The 21,813-nt window shown below is 71.2% G+C and carries 30 protein-coding genes; 26 read left to right on the forward strand and 4 right to left on the reverse strand.

Annotation, left to right across the window (positions count from 1 at the left end):
• Positions 1–296 precede the first annotated feature (296 nt).
• Genes AOK18_RS00900 through AOK18_RS00910 form a run of 3 tightly spaced genes read left to right on the forward strand, consistent with a single transcriptional unit; the run spans position 297 to position 1,609 of the window.
• Positions 297–629 carry a hypothetical protein gene (locus AOK18_RS00900; protein WP_055692988.1) on the forward strand — a complete coding sequence of 111 codons (333 nt, stop codon included), beginning with the start codon at positions 297–299 and terminating at the stop codon, positions 627–629.
• Between the two features lie 29 nt (positions 630–658).
• Complete coding sequence (locus tag AOK18_RS00905) at positions 659–973, forward strand: hypothetical protein (RefSeq protein ID WP_055692989.1); 315 nt, start codon at positions 659–661, stop codon at positions 971–973.
• A gap of 12 nt (positions 974–985) precedes the next feature.
• Positions 986–1,609: a hypothetical protein gene (locus AOK18_RS00910; RefSeq protein ID WP_055692990.1), complete on the forward strand. Its 624-nt coding sequence runs from the start codon at positions 986–988 to the stop codon at positions 1,607–1,609.
• 85 nt (positions 1,610–1,694) lie between these two features.
• Here AOK18_RS00910 and AOK18_RS00915 read toward each other — a convergent pair whose 3' ends face one another.
• Together AOK18_RS00915 and AOK18_RS00920 are read right to left on the reverse strand one after the other, a co-directional pair.
• Positions 1,695–2,534 carry a hypothetical protein gene (locus tag AOK18_RS00915; protein WP_240503004.1) on the reverse strand — a complete coding sequence of 280 codons (840 nt, stop codon included), beginning with the start codon at positions 2,532–2,534 and terminating at the stop codon, positions 1,695–1,697.
• Between the two features lie 125 nt (positions 2,535–2,659).
• Entirely contained in the window at positions 2,660–3,592 is a 933-nt protein-coding gene (locus AOK18_RS00920; protein WP_079104782.1) for a ParA family protein, read from the reverse strand.
• A 199-nt stretch (positions 3,593–3,791) separates the two neighbouring features.
• On the opposite strand from AOK18_RS00920, the gene AOK18_RS00925 reads away from it, so the two are divergent.
• A complete protein-coding gene (locus AOK18_RS00925; RefSeq protein ID WP_206281483.1) occupies positions 3,792–3,980 on the forward strand; it encodes a hypothetical protein in 189 nt (62 codons plus the stop codon).
• 298 nt (positions 3,981–4,278) lie between these two features.
• Here AOK18_RS00925 and AOK18_RS00930 read toward each other — a convergent pair whose 3' ends face one another.
• Positions 4,279–4,716 carry a RapZ C-terminal domain-containing protein gene (locus tag AOK18_RS00930; RefSeq protein WP_157864989.1) on the reverse strand — a complete coding sequence of 146 codons (438 nt, stop codon included), beginning with the start codon at positions 4,714–4,716 and terminating at the stop codon, positions 4,279–4,281.
• A 135-nt stretch (positions 4,717–4,851) separates the two neighbouring features.
• Entirely contained in the window at positions 4,852–5,094 is a 243-nt protein-coding gene (locus tag AOK18_RS00935; protein ID WP_107100316.1) for a hypothetical protein, read from the reverse strand.
• 113 nt (positions 5,095–5,207) lie between these two features.
• On the opposite strand from AOK18_RS00935, the gene AOK18_RS35065 reads away from it, so the two are divergent.
• From AOK18_RS35065 to AOK18_RS01035, 22 genes are all read left to right on the forward strand, one after another.
• Positions 5,208–6,248, forward strand: coding sequence for a tyrosine-type recombinase/integrase (locus AOK18_RS35065; protein WP_055692996.1), 1,041 nt, complete (start codon positions 5,208–5,210; stop codon positions 6,246–6,248).
• Between the two features lie 56 nt (positions 6,249–6,304).
• Complete coding sequence (locus AOK18_RS00945; protein WP_055692997.1) at positions 6,305–6,511, forward strand: helix-turn-helix domain-containing protein; 207 nt, start codon at positions 6,305–6,307, stop codon at positions 6,509–6,511.
• Positions 6,512–6,770: 259 nt separating this feature from the next.
• Positions 6,771–7,154, forward strand: a complete 384-nt coding sequence (locus AOK18_RS00950) for a hypothetical protein (RefSeq protein WP_055692998.1) — start codon at positions 6,771–6,773, stop codon at positions 7,152–7,154.
• A 43-nt stretch (positions 7,155–7,197) separates the two neighbouring features.
• The gene (locus AOK18_RS00955) at positions 7,198–8,637 is read left to right on the forward strand and encodes a peptidoglycan recognition protein family protein (RefSeq protein ID WP_055692999.1); all 1,440 of its coding nucleotides are present in this window, start codon (positions 7,198–7,200) and stop codon (positions 8,635–8,637) included.
• Between the two features lie 105 nt (positions 8,638–8,742).
• Positions 8,743–9,165: a hypothetical protein gene (locus tag AOK18_RS31655; RefSeq protein WP_055693000.1), complete on the forward strand. Its 423-nt coding sequence runs from the start codon at positions 8,743–8,745 to the stop codon at positions 9,163–9,165.
• A gap of 66 nt (positions 9,166–9,231) precedes the next feature.
• Positions 9,232–9,381, forward strand: a complete 150-nt coding sequence (locus AOK18_RS32770) for a hypothetical protein (protein WP_157864990.1) — start codon at positions 9,232–9,234, stop codon at positions 9,379–9,381.
• Between the two features lie 716 nt (positions 9,382–10,097).
• Positions 10,098–10,517, forward strand: a complete 420-nt coding sequence (locus tag AOK18_RS00965) for a hypothetical protein (RefSeq protein WP_206281484.1) — start codon at positions 10,098–10,100, stop codon at positions 10,515–10,517.
• On the forward strand, positions 10,501–12,144 hold the full coding sequence (locus tag AOK18_RS00970; protein WP_055693001.1) for a hypothetical protein: 1,644 nt from the start codon (positions 10,501–10,503) through the stop codon (positions 12,142–12,144). Before AOK18_RS00965 ends, AOK18_RS00970 begins: the two co-directional genes overlap by 17 nt.
• 11 nt (positions 12,145–12,155) lie before the next feature.
• The gene (locus AOK18_RS00975; RefSeq protein WP_055693002.1) at positions 12,156–13,646 is read left to right on the forward strand and encodes a phage portal protein; all 1,491 of its coding nucleotides are present in this window, start codon (positions 12,156–12,158) and stop codon (positions 13,644–13,646) included.
• Entirely contained in the window at positions 13,643–14,611 is a 969-nt protein-coding gene (locus AOK18_RS00980) for a VG15 protein (protein WP_240503005.1), read from the forward strand. The genes AOK18_RS00975 and AOK18_RS00980 overlap by 4 nt, the downstream gene beginning before the upstream one ends.
• Before the next feature lie 50 nt (positions 14,612–14,661).
• Positions 14,662–15,333, forward strand: a complete 672-nt coding sequence (locus AOK18_RS00985) for a hypothetical protein (protein ID WP_055693003.1) — start codon at positions 14,662–14,664, stop codon at positions 15,331–15,333.
• 18 nt (positions 15,334–15,351) lie between these two features.
• Positions 15,352–16,218, forward strand: coding sequence for a major capsid protein (locus AOK18_RS00990; RefSeq protein ID WP_055693004.1), 867 nt, complete (start codon positions 15,352–15,354; stop codon positions 16,216–16,218).
• Position 16,219: 1 nt separating this feature from the next.
• Complete coding sequence (locus tag AOK18_RS00995; RefSeq protein WP_055693005.1) at positions 16,220–16,663, forward strand: hypothetical protein; 444 nt, start codon at positions 16,220–16,222, stop codon at positions 16,661–16,663.
• Between the two features lie 13 nt (positions 16,664–16,676).
• The gene (locus AOK18_RS01000; RefSeq protein WP_055693006.1) at positions 16,677–17,270 is read left to right on the forward strand and encodes a hypothetical protein; all 594 of its coding nucleotides are present in this window, start codon (positions 16,677–16,679) and stop codon (positions 17,268–17,270) included.
• A complete protein-coding gene (locus AOK18_RS01005) occupies positions 17,267–17,617 on the forward strand; it encodes a phage head closure protein (protein WP_055693007.1) in 351 nt (116 codons plus the stop codon). The genes AOK18_RS01000 and AOK18_RS01005 overlap by 4 nt, the downstream gene beginning before the upstream one ends.
• 2 nt (positions 17,618–17,619) lie before the next feature.
• Entirely contained in the window at positions 17,620–17,775 is a 156-nt protein-coding gene (locus AOK18_RS32775) for a hypothetical protein (protein WP_157864991.1), read from the forward strand.
• A gap of 15 nt (positions 17,776–17,790) precedes the next feature.
• Positions 17,791–18,213 (forward strand): HK97-gp10 family putative phage morphogenesis protein, encoded by a 423-nt coding sequence (locus AOK18_RS01010; RefSeq protein WP_055693008.1) that lies wholly within the window; start codon positions 17,791–17,793, stop codon positions 18,211–18,213.
• Positions 18,210–18,623 (forward strand): DUF3168 domain-containing protein, encoded by a 414-nt coding sequence (locus tag AOK18_RS01015; protein ID WP_240503006.1) that lies wholly within the window; start codon positions 18,210–18,212, stop codon positions 18,621–18,623. Before AOK18_RS01010 ends, AOK18_RS01015 begins: the two co-directional genes overlap by 4 nt.
• A gap of 71 nt (positions 18,624–18,694) precedes the next feature.
• On the forward strand, positions 18,695–19,117 hold the full coding sequence (locus AOK18_RS01020; protein WP_055693009.1) for a phage tail tube protein: 423 nt from the start codon (positions 18,695–18,697) through the stop codon (positions 19,115–19,117).
• 4 nt (positions 19,118–19,121) lie between these two features.
• Positions 19,122–19,523: a hypothetical protein gene (locus AOK18_RS01025; protein WP_055693010.1), complete on the forward strand. Its 402-nt coding sequence runs from the start codon at positions 19,122–19,124 to the stop codon at positions 19,521–19,523.
• Positions 19,524–19,543: 20 nt separating this feature from the next.
• Positions 19,544–19,852 carry a phage tail assembly protein T gene (locus AOK18_RS01030; RefSeq protein ID WP_240503007.1) on the forward strand — a complete coding sequence of 103 codons (309 nt, stop codon included), beginning with the start codon at positions 19,544–19,546 and terminating at the stop codon, positions 19,850–19,852.
• Entirely contained in the window at positions 19,839–21,806 is a 1,968-nt protein-coding gene (locus tag AOK18_RS01035; RefSeq protein ID WP_055693034.1) for a phage tail tape measure protein, read from the forward strand. Before AOK18_RS01030 ends, AOK18_RS01035 begins: the two co-directional genes overlap by 14 nt.
• Positions 21,807–21,813 lie beyond the last annotated feature (7 nt).

The following is a 21,813-nucleotide window of genomic DNA, read 5'->3' on the forward strand; positions in this document are numbered from 1 at the left end:
AGAACTGCCACCGCGTCGGCAGGGGCGATCCGCCCGCCGATGGGATCTGCGGCGTCTGCGTGAAGGCACGGCAGATGCGGGAGGAGATCGCCCGGGAACAGCAGGCGGTCGCGGCCCGCTACGAGGCGCCCGAGGACGAGTACGCGTCCGCCGGTCCGCCGCCGTTCTAGTCCCGGCGGGGTGGCAGTCCCGTGCTGCCACCCCGGCCGGCCGCACCGTTCGAGCAGTCGCACCACCCGACGTCAGACCGGCTTGTTGCCCAAGGCGCAACCGCCGTCCCACGACAGGGGGAACGAATGAGCGACCAGCACCTCAACCCCGAAGACGTAGCCGCCATGCGCCGCCAAGGCGACCTGAGGGCCTTCATGCGGCAGGGCATCAGGTCGGGCCAGGGCGTCCAGCGCGAGGGCGTGCGCCAGTTCCAGCAGCAGAGCAGCAAGCCGCCGGCGAACCTGCCCGACGCCACCGGCCATGTTCCGGGCGCCTGGCCCGTCGGCCCGTCCGACGCCGCCGCCGACACCCGCACGACATGCACCTGCACCAGGTGCCGGTCCTACGCCAAGGAACAGCCCGGGTCCGCCGAACTGCTCCGACGCACCCAGACCTATCTGGACCGCCCGAACGCCTGACCGCCGTGCCTTCCCGGAACGGAGACGACATGATCCCCGCAGACAAGAAGATCATCAGGGCTCAGCTCCGCGAGCTGCGGACCGAGCTCAACCGGTGGACGCTCAAGGCGCCCGGCCTGCACATCGACGAGACGCTCGTCTGTCCCACCGGGCAGGGACGTCTGCGCCGCGGTACGCCCGTGCTGTGCGCGGACGGCAAGCGCGGCCTGTGCGAAGGATGCGTGGCCACCCTGTACCGCCACGACCGAGCGGAACCGCTCCGGGCCGGTATCCGCGCCCTGGACGAACGACTGAACGGCACCACGCCCACACCGACGGCTGCGCAACTGCCTCTGTTCGCCTGACCCGGAGACGACGTGAACCCCTGCACCATCTGCGGCTTCGTCCTGCACGGCGCCCGCGCCCTGTGGACCACCTGCCAGGCCTGCCACGACCGCATCCTCGCCCGCCTGGACGCCATCGAGGAGATCTGGCCGCGGCTGTCGGCGGCCCTCGAGCCCGGCCGCGCCCTCGGCGGCCAGCGGGTCTCCGGCAGCCCGGAACCGGTCCTCCCGCTGAACGGGCGGATCCTCGCCCTGATCGGCCCGATGGGCGTGCCGAACACCCTGTACCTGAGGTACGCCGACCTCACCCTCGCCCGCGGCATCTCCCCGGCGTCCCGGCCGCCCGGCGAGGACGCCCGCCTCGCCCTCGCCCTGTGGGGCATCCGCAAACACCTGCCCTGGGCGGTCCAGGGCACCGACCTGACCGAGCTGCACCGTACGGCCGGCCGCCTCGCCGACGAACTGCGCACGGTCACCGCCGACGCCGACACCCCGAACGTGCCGTGCCCGGCCGAACTGGCCGACGGCTCCCGCTGCACCGGCCGGATGCGCTACGACCGCGGCCGCAACACCGCCTCCTGCCGCACCTGCCGCACGGAGCTCGCCCCGGGGGAGTGGCTCGACGTCTGGGTCAGGCTCGGACAGCCGGCCGCCTGACCCCGGGCACGGCGAAGGCCCCGCACCCTCTGCGTCGCCCCCGACGAAGGATGCGGGGCCTCAGCGTCCCCACGCCATCTACCTCTCAATCATCCCCCGCGCTCCGACCCTCGTTCCCCTCGCCGCCGCGGCCGCGAGCCCGGTACGCCGTCCGGTTCGCATACTGCCGCAGTTCCCCCAACAGCATGTCCGCCCGGCCCGGGTCGTACAGCAGCGCCGGCGCCACCACACCGGCGAGCCGGTCATAGATCTGCTTCTGCTGCGCCAGCGCGGCCTCAAGGACGGCGATCCCCTCGGCACCCGCCCGCGCGGCGTCCTTCAGCGCGTCCCCGTCGGCCGGCGTCGGCTCCCCGGCCGGCCGTTCCGGGATCTCCACCCGGGGCGGCACGATGCGCGGCACCCGGCCCTCGGCGGCGGCCGCCCGCAGCACATCGGCGACCTGGGCCGGCGCGGCCAGACGTGGCGGCAGCACCGCACGGGCCTCCGCCAGCGCGGCCGCCGTCACCTTCCGCTCCCCGGCCAGTTCGGTGGTCTCCCGGAAGAAGGCCACGGCCGTCTCCGGGCCGTGGTTCTTGTACACCGGCAGCAGCTCCCGGGCCTGCGCCTCGTTGATGTCTCCAATTGGAGACATCGCCACCGCCACGGGCCACTCATCGATCAGCCGGTAGGCGTGAGCCCGCTTGAATCCCCACACCTCCCACACGTACTCCTCGAACGTGCCGTGCGTCTCCCGGTACAGCCGGCCCCGGTTGATGACCTCCAGCGCCTTGCCCGCGACGATCAGCGCCTTGCGGAACCCATGGAGGGCCTGCTCGCACCGCTTGAGGTCGCTGCGTTCCTTGTCCGTGAGGGGCGAGGTGATCTCGGGGGCGACGTCGTAGGGCGTGGGCAGGCTGGCGACCGACAGGACAGCGGTCGTGTCCATCCCGACCATCCCCTGGACCACGCCTTCGCCCGTGTTCAGCGATTCCGGGAGCATGTCTGGCAGGACCTGCTGTTCCGCGTCCGGCGAGCCAGTCCGGGCGGGCGGCAGATTCAACGACCGTCGGCTCACGCTTGCGGTCCTCGGGACAGGAGCAGGCCGGCCGCCTGGTCATAGTCGGCGGCTGCCGTCGACTCCGGCGCCCACACCCGCACCGGCTGCTCCGCGATCGGCGCCTCCGCCGCCCGCACACTCCGCCGGATCGGGAACAGCGCGGCCTCCGGGTAGTCCTCGGTCACCCTGGACGCCAGCTGTCGCGCGAACCCGGACTTGTCCCACGCCGTCAGGAACACCGCGCCGACTTCCAGCTTCGGGTTCGTCTTCGCCCGCACATTCGTGATCGTCCGATCCAGCGCGGCCATCGCCTTCAGGTCCAGGCCGCCGACCGCGAGGGGCACCAGCACCTGGTCGCCGGCGGTCAACGCGGCCACCGTCACCAGACCCAGGGACGGGGCCCCGTCGATCAGCGTCACGTCGTACGGGGAACGGCCGCCGTGCGCCTCGGCTTCCTGCCGCAGCGCGCTTGCCAGAGCCATTTCCGCTCCGATCGGCCGGTCGTACTCCACCCGCTTCAGGTCCAGGCTGGAGGGCACGATGTCGATGCCCTCATACAACGTGGGGTAGGTGGCCTCCAGCAGCGTGCACTCGTCGAAGAACACCGACCGCAGCGAATGCCGCGTCGCACCGTCCGGGTACTGGGGGAGCAGCCATTCCGACAGGGCCGCTTCCTGGTCGTCGGCGTCGACCACCCGCACCCGCAGGCCCTGCGCCGCCCACGCGGCCGCGAGTTCCACGGTGGTCGTCGTCTTGCCCGCGCCGCCTTTCTGGTTGACCACGGCGTACACCCGCGGCGTGGTCGCCGGCCGGAGCGTGGACGGGACGAGGGCCTGGGGGCGCCACGACTGGTACGGGGTGGCCTCGTCCCACGCCGACACGACCTCGAGCCGGTCCCCCGGGGGACTGGACAGGGCGGGCAGTGGAGTCCTGGGAAGTGCGTTCATGGCACGGAACCTAACCGTGCCGCCGGCCACACCAGCCAGACCCCGGGCCGATCCAGTCATGCGGGTGATGTGATAGGGCCCCGTCGTTCCGCCGACCAGCGGAGTGACAGAGTCTGCGCTTATGACCAGGAAGCCCGAGGACGAGACCCCGAGATACCAGACGTTCGTTCGGTCGGAGGCGCGACTACGCGATGACCAGGTGGCCGCGCTGGCGACCCTACGCCGACGTGTTGCTGCCGAGCGCACCGACAAGACCGAGCGGATCACCGACAACACCCTGATCCGTATCGCCGTCGATCTGCTGCTACGGCACAGCCACCAGATCAGCGGCAACACCGAGGCCGAGATGCGCCGCTCACTGCTGGGGGCGGACATCAACAACCAATGAACTCCCGAACTCTGTAAGTCCGGTAGTGTGGCGTGAGCCGCTCCCGGACTTCGCCCCCCGTCGTCTGGGGCGGCCCTCGGCACCCCTGCCCGGTGACCTGCGACGGGCAGGGTGGCCGCCCGGTGTCCCTGCCCGCGAGCCCTGCGGCGGGCAGGGCCATCTCCTCTGAACGGCCGGGAATCGCAGCACCGGCCCACGGCCCCGCCCCGAGGTCACAAAACTCCGGGACGGGGCCGCTGACTTTTCACGGAACCTCGGCCGCGGCACCCTCCCCGCAGCAGCGGCGACGTATCGCGGATCAGCCGGAAGCGGGCAGGACCGGGCGGTCGATGTGGTGGTGCTCCACCTCGACTCCGCGCTCGCCCTCCCATGCGGTCCAGATCTCATGGGCGACCGCCTCCGCAACAGCCACGGAACGATGCCGACCTCCCTGGCACGCCACGGTGAGGCGGACCAGCCGGCCCGCGGGTACCTCGTCGGCCAGGACGCGGAGTTGGACGGCGGTCCGGGCGATGACTTCCCGGGCTCCGGGGGTGGCCAGGACGTGGGCGTACACGTCTCCGTCCAGGCCGGTGCGGTAGCGCATGGTCGGGTCGTCGGCGGGGTTGCGCAGGGCGGTGCGCAGGTCGAGGTAGAGGCCATCGGTCACGAGGTCGTGTGCGCCCTCGTGACGGAAGCCGATGGAGCGGATGACAGCGGCGACGGGACCCAGCCCGTCCAGGTGTGTGGTCTGCATGTCCACCACGATTCCGGCTCGGGGGACACCGCGGTAGGAGTTGCCTGTTGCCTCTCTAGGAGTCCGCGCGTGCGAGGGGCGGTCTCACCAGTTCCACGCGCGCCCGTGCGTAGGGGGGCCGGAAAGCCCGGGAACTCAGAACAGCCCGGTCGGCTCCGGCGGTGTGCGCAAAATTTTGCTCACCGAGGGGTCGTCGTTGGGGGAGACGAACAGCAGCAGCGCGCCCGCCGGCGCCTGCACCGGCTTCAGCGATCCCGGGCACGATCTCAGTTCCGGATCCCGGCCGCCCCTCGGATCGTGGCGGTACACCAGACCCCGCCGGGTCACGGCGACGTCGCGGGTACACACGGGGCACTCGGTCCGGGGAAGGGCAGCCATGCGCGCTATGTTCCCCCGGCTTCCCCCGGACCCCAAACGGGCAGGAACGATCACCTCCGCCGGGCCGCGCCGAACCCCGGGCAGCACAGAATAATGACCCTTATCCTGTAGTCATGGACACGCTTCCCGCCGTACCCGCCGCCGCCGACCTCGCGCGGCCGGACGAGACCCGGCTCCCCCTGCGCGGCACCCCACCCGCCGCGTCACCCACCGCGCTCCTCGAACTCCTCGCCGACGCCGGCGCCTCGCCCGCGGTGCTGAAGTCCACCCGCGCCTGGATGGCCCGCCGCCCGAGCGAGCACAGCCGCACCGCCTACGCCAAGGACGCCGCCTGGTGGCTGGCCTACTGCGCCCACGCCGGGGTCGACCCCACCCGGGCGAAGCCCACCGACGCCGACGAGTACGAGACCGCCCTGCGGGAGACCGGCCTCGCCAAGTCGACCCGGGCCCGCCGACTCGCCGCCGCCTCGAGCTGGTACACGTACCTGATCCGCGCCGACGTTGCCGACCGCAACCCCTTCGAGGGCATGGAACGCCCCTCGGTGTCCGCCGACGACTCCCCCACCCGCGGCCTCACCGCCGCCCAGCTCGGCACGCTGCTGGCCTACGCCCGCGACCACGAGTCGACCCGCACCTACGCGCTGCTGGCCACCCTCGCCACCACCGCCGGCCGCATCGGCTCCGTCCTGGCCCTCACCGTGGGCAAGCTCGGGCACGACCAGGGCCACCGCGTCGCCGACCTGGTGGTGAAGGGCGACCACACCAAGCGCGTCGTCCTGGTGCCGCTCGCCGTGGACGCCATCGACCGCCATCTCGGTCCCGGCCGCCGCCGCGCCGCCGACTACGTCTTCGCCACCCGCACCGGCAGGCCGATGGACGAACCCGCCGCGTTCCGCCTCATCCGCCGCGTGGCGAAGGCCGCCGACATCCCGCACCACGCCACGCTCTCCCCGCACTCCCTGCGCCACTCCTACGCCACCGCGCTGCTGTCCAAGGGCGTCCCGCTGGCCGACGTTCAGGACGCCATGGGCCACGCCGACCCGCGCACCACCAAGCGGTACGACCGCGACGCCGGCAAGCTGCACCGCTCCCCCAGCTACCGCATGCAGGACGAACTGGCGAAGGCAATGCACACCGACGGCATCGGCCTGTGACCGCCGCCGGTTGAGCGAAGGGAACAGTCGGGCGAAAGCTGATCACACTGGGGTGTATGGCCCGACTGCTTCCTGCCGACCTCGCCGCCCGCGCCCTGGGCATCTCCACCAGCACCCTGCGCGTCTGGCGCCACCGCGGCCTCATACGGCCCGCCGGCGGCACCGAACGCCACCCGCTGTACGCCCTCGAAGACCTGCACGCCGCCCGGCAGGCCCCCAAACCGCGCCTGACCAGCGACAAGACACCCGCCCTTGCGGGGTAACGATGCGTGGGTAACGATCACGCGCAGGTAGAACAACTGTGTCTACCCCCAGACAAGGCCCGCCGGAGTGGTCGCATCCCCGCACCCAGCCTCCGGCGGGTCTTTCCCGTTCACGAGCCCCCGCCTGTCCGGGAAGCAGCCGCGTGCGGCCGTGAACCCAGGCCCCCGCACCGGACCGTTCGAAGCCGACACGGACACCGGTCGCGGGGGCCGTCTCCTTCCCGCACCCCTTCCCGGCCTCCACCAAGGAGCCTCCACCGTGCAGACCCTCACCACCCGCGAACTCCGCGTCATCGCCGCCATCCTCGACGGCCTCAACAAGGCCCGCACCCTCAACACCCGCATGGGCGTGCCCACCACCCCCGACGCGTTCCCCGCCCGCTTCCCCACCGGGCACGTCTTCGTCCTCCGCTGGACCGAGGGCGTACAGAGCAGCGACCCCAAGCGGAAGCGCATCATCGAGCAGGCCGCACGCCACCGCGACGGCTACGTCCTCGACCTCGCCACACCCGCCGACTTCGCCGCCGCCGTCCAGCTCCAGGACCCGCAGCCGGCCAAGCGCGGCACCAGCATCCGCGTCGACCTGCGCGGCGAAGCCGAGAACCTGCGGGACTCCATCCGACGCACCATCCGCGAGGACTGACCCGAGCCGACGAGAGGCGGTCCCCGTGCCCACGGCCCCACCGATGACCCCGACGCAGATGCTCGCCGCGCTGCAGGCCGAAGGCCTCGCCCCGGTAGAGAACCTGTCGCCCAACTGGCGCACCCACGACCGCAACCACATTGCGGCCTGGGGCCCCGTTGCCGGTGTGGCCATCCACCACACCGCAGGCACCGACAGCCTCGCCTTCTGCATCAACGGCGACGCCGGACTCCCCGGACCGCTCTGCCACGCCCACCTCGCCAAGAACGGCACCCTCACCCTCATCTCCGGGGGCCGCGCCAACCACTTCGGCGGCATGGCGCAGAACGCCTACGACGCGATGGTGGCCCAGGCCCCGGTACACCCCGCACCCGCCGCCGCGGAACCCGTCGACGGCAACACGGTCACCTACGGGATCGAGATCGAGAACCTGGGCGACGGCGTAGACCCCTACCCGGCCGCCCAGTACGAGGCGGCCGTGAAGTGGGCCGCCGCGATCTGCCGCCACCACGGCTGGACCGCCGACGCGGTCATCGGCCACGGCGAGGGCACCACCCGCAAGGTCGACCCCAGCTTCCCCATGGCCGGCTTCCGTGCGGCCGTCGCCGCCCGCCTGGAGACCCACACCATGCCGCTCACCTACGTCGAAGTCCGCGACACCGCCCTGAAGGCCGACCAGACCCCGGCCACCGGCTACTACACGTTCGTGCCGTCCGGCCGCATCACCAACGGCACCACCAGCCAGACCGCCGACCCGATCCGCGTCGACATCGACGCCGACGGCCAGGTCGTGGTGCGGCTCGCCGCCGGGGACGATCCCGACACGGAGCCGGAAGGCCTCACCTACACCGTGATCCGCCGCACCCGGCACCACGACAAGGGCCCCCTGGTCGCGGACCCCCCGTACTCGATCGAGGTCAACGCGGCCGACGCCGTCCCCGGCATCGACCTCGCCGACCGCGCCCGCGTCGACGTCATGCCCGAGTTCATCCAGTACGCGCTGACCGTGGCCGGCATCGAGCCGAACCCGGCGACCGGCGACGTCCCCCTGACCCCCGAGATCATCGGTGCGCTCACCCAGACGCTCGCCGATCAGCGGTACCTGCAACGGACCGGCGGCACCATCACCGGCACCGTCACCACCCAGCGCGCCACCGCCACCGACACCCTGCTGGCCGGCATCGTCGGCGTCGAAGCCTTCGACCGCGTCCGGATCCTGGCGAACGGCACCATCGAGGCCGGGCCCGGCACCGGAGCCCGTGACGTGAACTGGCGCCGGAGCGCCGCCAACGAGTGGACGACGGACGACTCCGTCGTCATCGCGCTCGCCCTGCGCCACCTCGGCACCACGCTCGGCTTCTACGGGGCGACGGCCGCAGCCAAGCCGACCGTGACCGGGTCGACCGGCGGGAACGCGGCCCTCACCTCCCTGCTGACCGCGCTCGCCACCCTGGGGCTGATCACCAACAGCACCACCGCCTGACCCCCGGCACGGGCGCATCGGTGTGTCACAGCACCGTCACCACGCCCTCGCCGCCCTCCCACGTAACAGACGATGTCTCCTCAGCCATCGACTTCTGGGGGGACCATGCGCACCCGCGCCACCACCGCCGGCATCCTCGCCGCCCTCGCCCTCACGCTCACCGCATGCAGCAGCGAAGAGGAGCCCACCGTGGACAACAAGCCGTCCAACATCAGCGCCGAAGACAAGGCCAAGGCCCGCGAGGCCGCCGGCCTTCCGCCCGAGCCCGACGAGGCCGTCCGCAAGGCGTTCCTGGACGCGCTGAACGCCATCGACCCCAGGATCATCAAGCCCGGCAAGGAAGACCAGGCCGTCAGCCGCGGACTGAACCAGTGCAGCTCCATCAAGGGCTCGGACGACCGGGAGAAGCTGGCACAGCAGGCACTGGGACGGTTCACCATCGACACACGCCTGCCCGAGCTCAACACCCCGGAGACCGGACAGAAGATCGTGGACGCCGTACACAAGCACCTCTGCCCCGACTTCTGACCCATCCCCGCCCGAGCCCGGCCATGCATCACACAGGCCGGGCTCACGCACGTCCAGGAGGACACCATGGGCGACACACCCGCAGACCCCATCAGCAAGCTCGCCGGCGCATCCGTCGCCCTTCACGAGCTGTACACCTCCCTGATCAAAGCAGGCTTCACCGAGGCCCAGGCCCTGGAACTGGTCAAGGCCGCACTGGTCGGCAAGCCCCGCTGATGGGCGAGACCTGGAAGCACCTGCTGCTCACCCTGAGCATCCCCGTCCTGGCTCTCATCCTCGGACTCGGCTGGTCTGCCTTCCATGAGGACGTACTGAAGAAGCGCTACAAGGACTGACCAGGGAGACACGGCACGATGGCCGCACGCAAGGCCATGCAGGTCTGCCCCACACCAGGCTGCCCCACCCTCACCCCCAGAGGCAGGTGTGCCCCCTGCCAGGCCAAGGCCCGGGTAGCTCGCCCCCAGCCCAACACGAGGGGCTACGACAGGGCATGGCGCAAGGCCAGTGCCCAGTACCTGCAGACGCATCCCTACTGCGAGTGCACCGAGTGCAGCGCCAAGCCTCAGCTACAGCGCGACCTTGCAACCGAGGTCGACCACATCGACGGACTTGGACCCCTCGGACCACGAGGCTTCGACCCGTCCAACTGGCAAGCCATGAGCAAGCGTCATCACTCGCGCAAGACCGCAGCCGAGACATGGGGAACGTGACGCACGGTCACGGCACCCAGGGGGGTGACCCCCAGCCGGCCAGGGGGTGGACAGCGCGGGGGAGGGCTCCGGGGGGTTCGTCGGGTCAAAGGGTCCACCAGCCGTCACGCAAGGTGACGCCGATTCGTGCTGCGCAACGCAGTACACCGAGGAGTGATTGCCATGCCGCGAGGCGGACATGCCGCGTCCGGTCCGCCGCCGGACCCGAACTCTCTGAGGCAGATGCGGGCGGCCGAGGCCGGCGGGTGGAAGACGCTGCCGGCGGACGGCTATGCCGGGCCGGTGCCCGAGTGGCCGCTGACCGAGGCGACGCCGCGGGAGGAAGCCGTCTGGGCGGACCTGTGGGCGAAGCCGCAGGCGGTGATGTGGGCGGAGATGGGCCAGGCCCTCGAGGTGGCGCTGTTCTGCCGGACGCTGGCGGAGGCGGAGCGGCCGGACGCCCGCGCGGACATCAAGAAGATGGTGCGCGGCTACCTGGACAGCCTGGGGCTGAGCGTCTCCGGGATGCTGCGGAACCGGTGGAGGATCGCCCCGGTGGTCGACGCGGTGGTGCTGGACCTCCCGTCCGTCGCTGCGGAGGCACCGCGGCGTCCCGGTCCGCGTGACCGGATGAAGGTCGTGCCCAATGGCGAAGGGTCCTGACGCCGGGCCCGAGTTCGTCGTCGACTTCCCCACGCTCTGGGTCGTCCCGTACTGGATCGAAGAACACTGCCCGGTGCCGGACGGCTTCCGCGCGGGCCAGCGTATGGAGCTGTACCCGTGGCAGCTGTGGTGCACGGTCAACCACTACCGGATCAAGCCGGGGGTGGAGCCGTACCGCGCCGATGGCGAGCGGCGTCTGGCGACGGCGTTTCAGCATCGCCGGTCGCAGGTCGTTGCCCCGCAGAAGACCGGTAAGGGCCCGTGGTCGGCGACGATCGTGCTTGCCGAGGCGGCCGGCCCGGTTGTCTTCGACGGCTGGGCGCGCGGCGGCGAGCGGTACCGGTGCTCGGATCACGGCTGCGGCTGCGGCTGGTGGTACCAGTACGAGCCGAGCGAGCCGATGGGCGTGCCGTGGCCGACCCCGCTGATCCAGCTGATGGCCACGTCGGAGTCGCAGGTCGATAACGTCTACCGGCCGCTTCAGCAGATGGTGAAGCGCGGTCCGCTCCGTGAGCAGATGCGGGTGGGCGAGGAGTTCACCCGGGTCGGCGAGGACGGGAAGATCGAGACGGTGACGTCGTCGGCGCTGTCCCGGCTGGGCAACCCGATCATCTTCGCCATGCAGGACGAGTCCGGCCTGTACACCGCGGCGAACAAGCTGCGAAAGGCGGGGGAGACCCAGCGACGCGGCGCCGCCGGCATGGGCGGCCGGTCGATGGAGACGACGAACGGCTGGGACCCCTCGGAGAACTCGGTGGCGCAGACGACGTCCGAGTCGAAGGCCCGGGACATCTTCCGCTACCACCCGCAGGCACCCAAGACGCTGTCCTACGCCAACAAGCGGGACCGCCGGAAGATCCACGCCGTGGTGTACGCCGGGTCCTCGCACGTCGACCTGGACGCGATCGAGGCGGAGGCTGCCGAGATCATGGAGAAGGACCCGGCCCAGGCCGAACGGTTCTTCGGCAACCGGTGCGTCTCGGGCAGCGCGGCGTGGCTGGACCCGGCGAAGTGGGCGGCCAAGGCCGACCCGCGCAGGATCCGCCCGTTCACCCGGATCGTGCTCGGCTTCGACGGCTCCGACGTCGACGACTGGACGGCGCTGCGTGCGGAGACGATGGACGGCTACCAGTTCACCCCGGTCTACGGGGAGAACGACGAGCCGACCATCTGGAACCCGGCCGACTACGGGGGCCAGGTCCCGCGTGCCGAGGTGCGGGCGGCCCTGGGGCAGCTGATGGCCCGCTACGACGTGGTGCGGCTGTACGCGGACCCCCCGTACTGGGAGACCGAGATCGACGAATGGGTCGACCTGTACGGCGAGGAACGCGTCATCCGCTGGCACACCCGGCGCATCGTCCAGATGCACGCGGCGTGCGAGCGGCTGAAGACCGACGTGGTCAAGAAGGACAGCACGTTCTCGCACGACGGCTGCCCCATCACGGCGGACCACATCGCCAACACACGCGCGGCCGCGCGCCCGATGGACCGTTACGTGCTCCGCAAGGCGAGCCCCGCCCAGAAGATCGACGCCACCATCCCCAGCATCCTCGCCCACGAGGCGCTGGGCGACGTCATCGCGGCCGGCCTCGCTGAGAAACGAGAGTCCTACTACTACGGCGCATGAGAGGGGGCCCGATGGCGACGATGGAACAGGCCCTCCACCTGGTGCAGCTGCTGGAAGCAGAGCTGATCCAGCGCGGCCGGGACATCACCGTGCACAACGCGTTCTACCGCGGCGACCACCCGCTGAAGTTCGCGTCGGACGAGTTCGCGAAGTTCCACGGGGACCGCTACCGCGACTTCTCCGACAACTGGACGCAGGTGGTGGCCGACTCCCCGGTGGAGCGGATGACCGTGACCGGCTTCCAGGCCTCGGAGGAGACGGACGCCGACAAGGAACTGTGGAAGGTGTGGCAGGTCAACGGCCTGGACGCCGACTCGCAGCTGGGGTTCCTCGGCTCGGTCGTCCACGCCCGCAGCTTCGTGCTGGTGTGGGGCGACCCGGACGACCCGGAGATCCCGGTGGTCACGTTCGAGGACCCCTCTCAGTGCGTCATCGCCTACGAGCCCGGCTCGCGCCGGCTGCGCAGAGCGGCGCTGAAGCGGTGGCAGGACGGCGGCGAGGACTTCGCCACCCTCTACCTGGCGGACGAGGTGTGGAAGTTCTCCAGGCCGCACCTGATCTCGGACGGCGACAAGTCGCCGCAGATGGCGGACGTCGACGAGGCGCTGAAGCGGTGGAAGCCGCGGGAGATAGGCCACGAGCCGAACCCGCAGCCCAACCCCATGGGCGTGGTGCCGATGGTGGAGCTGCCGAACAAGCCGTCGCTGGCGGCCGACCCGATCAGCGACGTGGGCGGCGTGATCGCCATGCAGAACGCCATCAACCTGTTGTGGGCGCAGCTGTTCACCGCCTCCGACTACGCGTCGTTCCCGCAGCGGGTCATCCTGGGCGCCGAACTGCCGTCCATTCCGAAGATGAACAGCGAGGGCATTGTCGTCGGCAAGCAGCCGGTGGACCTGGCGAAGTTCGCCGTCGACCGCGTGATGATGTTCAACGACAAGGACGCCCGCATCGGCGAGTGGCAGGCCGCCAACCTGCTGATGTACACCGGCCTGATCGAGGTCGCGGTCGGTCACCTCGCCGCGCAGACCCGCACCCCGCAGCACTACCTGGTCGGGAAGATGGCCAACCTTGCCGAGGGCGCGCTGCTGGCCGCGGAGACCGGTCTGGTGAAGCGGGTGGAGGAGAAGCAGACGTGGTCGGGGCAGGGCCTGCGCGAGACGGCCCGCCTGATCGCCCTGGCCCGCGGCGAGAAGGGGAAGGCGCAGGCGATGCGCTCGGGGCGCGTCCTGTGGAAGGACGCAGAGTCCCGCTCGCACGCGCAGCTGGCGGACGCGCTGCTGAAGCTGAAGCAGCTCGGGTTCCCGTTCAAGTGGCTGGCCCTGCGCTACGGCCTCACACCGACCGAGGTGGCCGACATCATGGCGATGCGGATGGAGGAGCTGGAGGCCGACCCGGTCACCGAGCTCACCCGGCAGATCGGCGGCGGACCGCCCACCCTCGGCAACGAGGAGCCCGGCCTGGACGACGCGCCCGACGAGGGTGAGGAGCCGGCGGCGTGAGCCCCTCCCCGCAGGCGGTCGCGCACATGGAGGCCCGCCGGCGTCTGGCCCTGGCGACCGCGCTGGCCACGCGCCGCGTGTGGCGGCGGCTGGACCAGGACAACCTGTACCCGTCGTGGCTCGGGCTGCTGGGTGACGTCCTTGCCCTGGTGATGGCCTCGCAGATGACGGCCGTGCAGATGACCGACCCGTGGCTGCTGCGGCTGCTGGGCCCGGAGAACGAAGACCGTCCGGCCGCTGACCGGCTCATTCCGCAGGCGTTCGCCGGTGTGGACGGGTCGGGCCGGCCGCTGGCCGATGTGCTGCGGGCGCCGATCTGGACGGCTCTGCGGATGCTCACCCAGGGGCGGCCGCTGGTGCAGGCGCTGGTCTCCGGGCAGGCGCTGCTGGACGCCATCGTGCAGACCGCCGTAGCGGACACCGGCCGGGCCGCCGACTCGGTGGGCATGACCGCACGCCCGTCCGTGACCGGCTACATCCGCGTGGTGGAGGCCGGTGCGTGCTCGCGGTGCATCATCCTCGCCGGTGCCGAGTACCAGACCGACAAGGCGTTCCTGCGGCATCCGCGCTGCAAGTGCGGCATGGAGCCCGTCACCCGCGACCACACCCCGGAAGTGCCCTCGCCGAAGCGGCTGGTGGCGCAGATGTCCGAGGAGCAGAAGCGGAGGACGTTCGGCGAGGCCGGCGCGCGGGCTCTCGCTGAGGGCGCCGATCTCGGGCAGCTGGTGAACGCCCGCCGCGGCATGCAGTCCGCGACCGTCTACGGCCGGAAGCTGCAGATCACCACCGAGGGCGTCACCAAGCGAGGCTTCGCCGGGGCCCGGCTGCGCAACTTCCAGAAGGTCGAAGGGCAGCGCTACCGCGTGTCGAAGACGCCCCGGCTGATGCCCGAAGAGATCTACCGCCTGGCCGACGACCGTGAGCACGCCGTGCGGCTGCTGCGGAACCACGGCTACCTCGCCTGACCCCTGCCCGCGCGCAACGCGCGGGCCCGCACCCGCAACGGGAGACCACCATGACCACGCCCACGCCTGCCGCCGAGCTCGACGTCGACCCGGCTGCCGAGCCGGTGGAGCCGACCGAGGAAGTCGAAGGCCTCGAGCCGGACGACACGGACGCCGACCCGGAGGGCGCCGACCAGCTCGGTGACCCGGGCAAGAAGGCCCTGGACACCATGAAGGGCAAGCTGAAGGCGGAGCGCGAGCGGCGCCGCGACCTCGAGGCCCGGCTGGCCGAACGCGACAAGCCGGCCGACGGCGACCAGCCCGACCCCGAGGCCCTGGTGCGGCAGGCCGAAGCGACGGCCATGGCCCGCGTCAACGAGCGCCTGGTGAAGGCGGAGGTGAAGGCCGCCGCCGCGGGCCGCCTCGCCGACCCGGGCGACGCGCACCGCTTCCTGGACCTGACCGCCTTCGAGGTCGACGACGACGGCAACGTCGACGCCGACGAGGTCGCCGACGCGATCGACGACCTGCTGAAGTCCAAGCCCTACCTGGCCGCGCAAGGCGGCAGCACCAAGCCGCGGTTCCAAGGGACCGCAGACTCCGGCGCCCGCAAGGGGAATGCCCGGCCCACCCAGCTCACCGAGGCGGACGTCAGGCGTCTGTCGCAGGCGGGCAAGCACGCCGAGATCGTCAAGGCCCAGAACGAGGGCCGCCTCGACGACTACCTCGGCTCCAACCGGTAACCCCTCAAGGAGAAACCCATGGCCATCAGCGCCTTCAAGCCGGAAGTCTGGAACGCCAACCTCCTGGTCACCCTGGAGAAGTCGCACGTCTACGCCGCCCCGGGCGTCGTGAACCGCGAGTACGAGGGCGACATCGCCAACTACGGCGACACCGTGCACATCACGTCCCTGGCGGAGCCGACGATCGGCACCTACACCCCGCACACGGACATCACCATCGAGGACGTCGACGACACCGACTCCACGCTGCTGATCGACCAGTCGAAGTACTTCGCGTTCGAGGTCGACGACGTGGAGAAGCGGCAGGCCTTCAACGGCGGCAAGGTCCTCACCGAGCAGGCCCGCAAGGCCGCCTACAAGCTGCGGGACGTCGCCGACGCCTACGTGGCCGGCCTGATGGCCGCGGGCGTGCACGCCGGGAACCTGGTCGCTGAACAGACCATCTCCAAGGCGACCGGATCCGCGAAGGCCTACGACCTGCTGGTGGACCTGGGCACGGTCCTCGACGAGGACAACGTGCCGACCGAGGGCCGCTGGGTCGTCGTGCCGCCCGCGTTCTACGGTCTGCTGCTGCGCGACTCCCGCTTCGTCAGCACCGGCGACGCGCAGGCGGCGGCGACCCGCGCCAACGGTGTGGTCGGCGAGGCGGCCGGCTTCACCATCCGCAAGTCCAACAACGCCCCCGACGGTCCGGGCGCGGGCGCGGGCAAGCTCGTCATCGCCGGATACAACGGCGCGGTGACCTACGCGGAGCAGATCAACAAGACCGAGGCGACCCGCAAGGAGAAGGGCTTCGCGGACATCGTCAAGGGCCTGCACCTGTACGGCGCGAAGGTCGTGCGGCCGACCGGTCTGGCCGCGGCCGACGTCATCGTGGGGGCCTGACATGGAGCCGGGAGACAAGATCCGGCTGCGCGGTTCGGCGGGCGCCCTGTTCCTGGTCACCGTCGGCCAGCCGTTCACGAAGGAGCTGATCGAGCGGCGGCTGGAGTCCGGCGAGTGGTCCTGGCCGCAGGACGAGCCTGCCGCAGCGCAGGCCTCCGGGCCCGAGCCGCGGACCGAGGAGAAGTCCAAACCCGCCCCGGGCGAGGACAGTCCCAAGCCGCGCACCGAGCTGAAGTCGGAGCGCGACGAGGACGGGCCGCCGCCGCAGCCGCGCCAGGAGATCGTGTCGGGCCCCGACACCGGCTCCGAGGACGGCGACCCGGAGCGGCCCGCACAGTCCGCGCCGAAGTCCGAGTGGGCCGCCTACGTGGCGCGCACGCAGCACATGTCCCTCGAGGACGCGGCGAACTACACCAAGGCCGACCTGATCGACATGGCCAAGTAGCAGGGAGGACGCCGTGGCACTGGCACCGCTCGCGACGGTGGACGACCTCGAGGCCCGCGGCCTGGCCGTGGATCCCTCGGAGGCGGCCGTCGTCAACGTGTATCTGGGCGTCGCGTCCACGGCCGTGCGGGAGGCGGCGGGAACGGCCATCTCCCGCACGACGTCCACCGTCACCCTGGAGGGCGTGCCCGGACAGCGGCTGACGCTGCCCGGGGTGCCCGTCGTGTCGGTCGACGCGGTCACCGTGGACGGCCGCACCGAGACCGGCTGGCGGCTGTCCTCCGGGCGCCTGTGGCGGGCCGCCGGCTGGTCGGGCCGGGAGCCGTCCGAGATCGAGGTCACCTACACGCACGGCCTGGTGGAGGTGCCCGCCGACATCGTCGACCTGGTGTGCCGGATGGTCGCGGCCGCGCTGAAGGCGTACCGGGCGGAGGACGGCGGCGAGGGCCTGGCCGCCGACAAGGAGGTCACCTCCGAACGGCTCGGGGACTGGGCGGTGACCTACGGGTCCGACGGCCGGGTCACCGAGATGGAGCTGACGCAGCACTGGCGGGAGCGGCTGGCCGCCCGGTTCGGGTCCAGCGTCACGACGCTGGTGTCCCGGTGAAGGGCATCGGCCGGCACCTGAACCGGCGCCTGGAGGTGTGGCGGGAGACGACCGTGGACGACGGCGCGGGCGGCCAGGAAACCACCCTGACGCAGGCGGGCACGGTCCGCGGCAAGGTCGACCAGCCGTCGCCCACCGAGCGACTGATGGCCCAGCAGTCCGGCTCGGACCACTCGCACAACGTGTACCTGTCCGCGCGGGCGGACGTGCGCCGCGGTGACGAGCTGCGCGGCACCGACGCCCTGGGCAACGCACAGAAGTTCCGGGTGCTGTCCGTGGTGCAGCCGTCGGCGCCCGTCTACTCCAAGGCGCTGGTGCAGCTCACCCAATCCCAGCAGGGAGGCTGACCGTGGAGAAGCCGTTCGTGGCGAGCGAGCCGCACGAGTGCAAGAAGCGGGCGGAGGACCCCCAGCTGCCCACCGAGGAGCGGCTGGTGTGGGCCCAGCTGGCCGTGGCCGCCGAACTGTTCGCCCTGCGCAAGGACCGGCGCAGGGCCGGCCGCTGACTTGAGGGAGGGCCCATGGCACGACGACGAAGCGGCGGCGGGCGCCGCCACCCGCGCGGGGGCGGCCGGTCCAGCGGCATCACCGTGACCATCCACGGGCTGCCCGAGCTGCGCCGCCGCCTGGAGCAGCTGCCCACCGAGGTGCGCGCCGCGTGCTTCCGGGCCCTGAAGGAGTCCGCCGGCGCCATCGTCGACGGCACCAAGGGCCGCGTGAAGGTCGACAGCGCCAACCTGCAGGGCTCGGTGAAGGCCCGCTACGAGAACAGCAAGCTGCGCGCCGAGATCGGCTGGTGGGACCGGGACGACCGGTACGCCATCTGGCAGGAGTTCGGCACCCGCAAGATGCCCGCGAACCCCTCCCTGGGCCCGTCCCTGGAAGAGGAGAAGCGGCGCCTGCCCGAGCGGCTGAAGCGCGAGATCCGGAAGGCCACCCAGTGACCTCCCCCGCGCCGATGCTGCCGGTCCAGTCCGCCATCTACGCCCGCCTCAAGGGCGACGCCACCCTGACCGGCCTGATCAAGGGCGTCTACGACTACGTCCCCGAGGACGCCGCCTACCCGTTCGTCGTGATCGGCGAGGCGCTCGAGACGCCGGACAACCGGCACGGCGGCTTCGGCCGGGAGACCGTCATCACCCTGCACTCGTGGTCCCGCTATCAGGGCTACGCGCAGGTCCTGCGGATCGGCGCCCGGGTCACGGCGCTGCTGGACCACCAGCCGCTCACCATCACGGGCCTGAACCACATCGTGACCCGCTTCGAGTTCTCCCAGACGCTGACCGACCCGGAACCGCCGGGCGACATCCGGCACCTGGTGCAGCGCTACCGCGTGGTCACCGAGCAGCACTGACCCCACCCCGCCCCCCTTGCCCCGGACCTCACCGGCCCGGGGCTTCCTCATGCACAGACAGGAGTAGGCCCATGGCCGGTATGGATGGCTTCGGCGTCCAGCTCAAGCGCGGCGACGGCGCAGAGCCCGAGGTGTTCACGAAGATCGCCGACGTGACGTCGCTGAACCCCCCCAACATCTCGCGGGAGACGCTCGACGTCACCAGCCACGACAGCCCCAACGGCTGGATGCAGTTCCTCGGCAGCCTGAAGGACCCGGGCGAGGTGTCCGCGGACATCAACTACCAGCCCGACAAGCACGACCTGCTGGTGGGCGACTTCGAGGACGCCGCGCCCCGCAACTACCAGATCGTCTTCCCCGACGAGGACGCCACGACGTGGGAGTTCCCGGCGATCCTCACCGGCTTCGAGCCGGAGGCGCCCTACGACGACAAGGCGTCCGCGTCGCTGACGTGGAAGGTCTCCGGCAAGCCGACCATCACGACGGGGGCGTAGGCGCATGGCACTGCTGAGCAAGGACCAGATCACCACCGCCGACGACCGGGCGTGGGAGGACGTGCCGGTGCCCGAGTGGGGCGGCACCGTCCGGCTGCTGGGCATGTCCGGCACCGAACGCAACGCCTACCAGTCCTCCCTGGTGGTCCTCGGGCCGAACGGCTCGGTGCAGAAGATGAACATGGCCGACCAGCTCGCCAAGCTGGTCGCCAAGTGCCTGGTCGGCGAGGACTTCGAGCGGCTGTTCACCGACAAGGAGGTGAAGGCCCTCGGGGCGAAGAACGGCGCCGTCCTCGAGCGGCTCGGCACGGTCTGCCAGCGGCTGTCCGGGCTCCGCAAGGAGGACGTGGAGGACGCGGCGGGAAAATCCGAGCCGACCCCGAGCGACGCTTCTACCACCGACTAGCGCTCGAACTGGGCTGCACCGTGCGCGAGCTGCTGGCGCGCACGACGTCGGCGGAACTGACGGAGTGGATGGCGTATGAGCGGGTCACCGGCCCGCTCGGGCCCGAGCGCCTGGACCTGCTGCACGGCATCCTGTCGGCCACCGTCGCCAACGCGGCCCGCGGCAAGGGCAAGAAGGCCACCCCGAAGGACTTCATCCCCGAGTGGGACCAGGGCCCCAAGGGGCCGATGGAGTGGCGGCAGATGCTCACCGCGGTGAAGGCCTACAACCGTCGCATCGGCGGCACCGACTCAACGACCGAGGGGGGTGCCGCAGATGGCGACGCTTGAAGAAGTGCTGGTCGCGATCGGCATCAACACCGATGACCTGACCGCCGGCGCCGACGGCGCGGCCAACGAGGTCGAATCCAGCCTGGGCGGCATCCAGACCGCCGCCGCCGGCGTGGCCGTGGGCGGTCTGTTCATGGCGGGCCTGCAGTCCGCGATGGACATGCAGGCCACCCAGGCCCAGCTGCAGACGCAGTTCGGGTACACCGAGCAGGAGGCCGCCCGCGCGGGCGACGCGGCCGGGCGCGTGTACTCGGCCGGCTTCGGCCAGTCCGTGGAGGAGGTCGGGCAGGCCATCGGCTCGGTCGCCGAGGCGATGGGCGGGCTCGGGGAGGTCTCGGACGCCGAACTCGACCAGATGTCCAAGCACGCCATGGTGCTCGCGGAGACCCTGCAGGTCGACGTCGCCGACGCCGCCGGGGCAGCCGGGAACCTGATCAAGAACGGGCTGGCGGCCGACGGCCAGGAGGCGTTCGACGTCCTCACCCGGGCGGCACAGACGCTGCCCCGGGAGATGGTCGCGGACATCCCCGCCGTCGTGCAGGAGTACGGCAAGCACTTCCAGCGCCTGGGCCTCGACGGCAAGCAGGCGTTCGGAATGATGTCGCAGTACGTGCAGGCCGGCGGCCGGGACATCGACCAGGCCGCCGACGTCATCCACGAGTTCGCCCGCATCACCTCCGAGGAGACCGACCGGGCGGCGGAGGCCTTCAAGGCACTCAACCTGCCCGCCAAGCAGATGCTGGACGACATCGGCAAGGGCGGTCCCGAAGCCGAGCAGGCCCTGGGCAAGACCCTGGAGGCGCTGCGCGGGGTGAAGGACCCGGCCGAACAGTCCGCGCTCGCCGTCGAGCTGTTCGGCGACATGGCCGGTGAGGGTGCCGACGCGCTGTGGGCGATGAACCCGGCGACCGCGGCCGCCGCGTCCGGCATGGACCAGGCCGCCGGCGCCGCGGACAAGGCGACGGCGGCGGCCGCCGCCTCGCAGTCCCTGTCGGCGATCTGGCGGACCATGGCCACGACCCTGGGGGAGATGCTGCTGCCGGTCCTGCAGCCGCTGGCGAAGTTCATGAGCGAGAACCCCGCCCTGGTGAAGATCCTGGCGGTGGCGCTGCTGCTGATGGCCGCCGCGATCGGCATTGCGGTGATCGCACAGTGGGCGTGGAACACCGCCCTGTGGGCGTTCCCGGGCACGTGGATCATCGCCGCGATCATCGCCCTGATCGCCATCATCGTGCTGATCGTCGTCTACTGGGACCAGATCGTCGCGGCCACCGTGTCCGCCTGGAACTGGATCACTGACGCGGTCGGTGCGGGTGTCGGCTGGGTCTCGGGCCTGATCTCGCAGTTCACCGCCTGGATCTCCAGCAAGTGGAACCAGGCGTGGAGCTGGGTGGAGAGCAAGACCCAGAGCGCGGTCTCAGCCATCCTCGGTGTGATCGGCTGGCTGTCGGCCATCCCCGGCCGGGTCGCCGGCTGGTTCGGCCAGGTCGTCTCCTTCGTGTCCGGCCTGCCGGGCCGGATCTCGCGTGCCGCGTCGGGCATGTGGGACGGCATCCTGCGCTCCTTCCGTAGCGCCGTGAACAGCATCATCAGCGGCTGGAACAGCCTGTCCTTCACGATCGGCGGCGGCTCCATCATGGGCGTCGACATCCCATCGGTCACCCTGTCCACCCCGAACATCCCCATGCTCGCCCAGGGCGGCGTCACCACCGGTCCCACCTTCGCGATGATCGGTGAGGGCCGGGAGCAGGAAGCGGTCATGCCGCTGTCCAAGCTGGACGGCATGCTCCGCTCGGTCGCCGGCGCGGTGCGCCGCACCGGTGGGGACGGCCCGCAGGCCATCCCGGTCCGGATCGAGCTCGCCGGGCCCGAGGACATGAAGCGGCTGGTGCGCAGCATCGTGCAGACCGGCTCCCGCGGTGGCGACGTCCAGGGCTTCTTCGGCACCCCGTAAGGAGACA

Source organism: Streptomyces prasinopilosus (genome assembly GCF_001419695.1).
Classification (GTDB): Bacteria; Actinomycetota; Actinomycetes; order Streptomycetales; family Streptomycetaceae; genus Streptomyces; species Streptomyces prasinopilosus.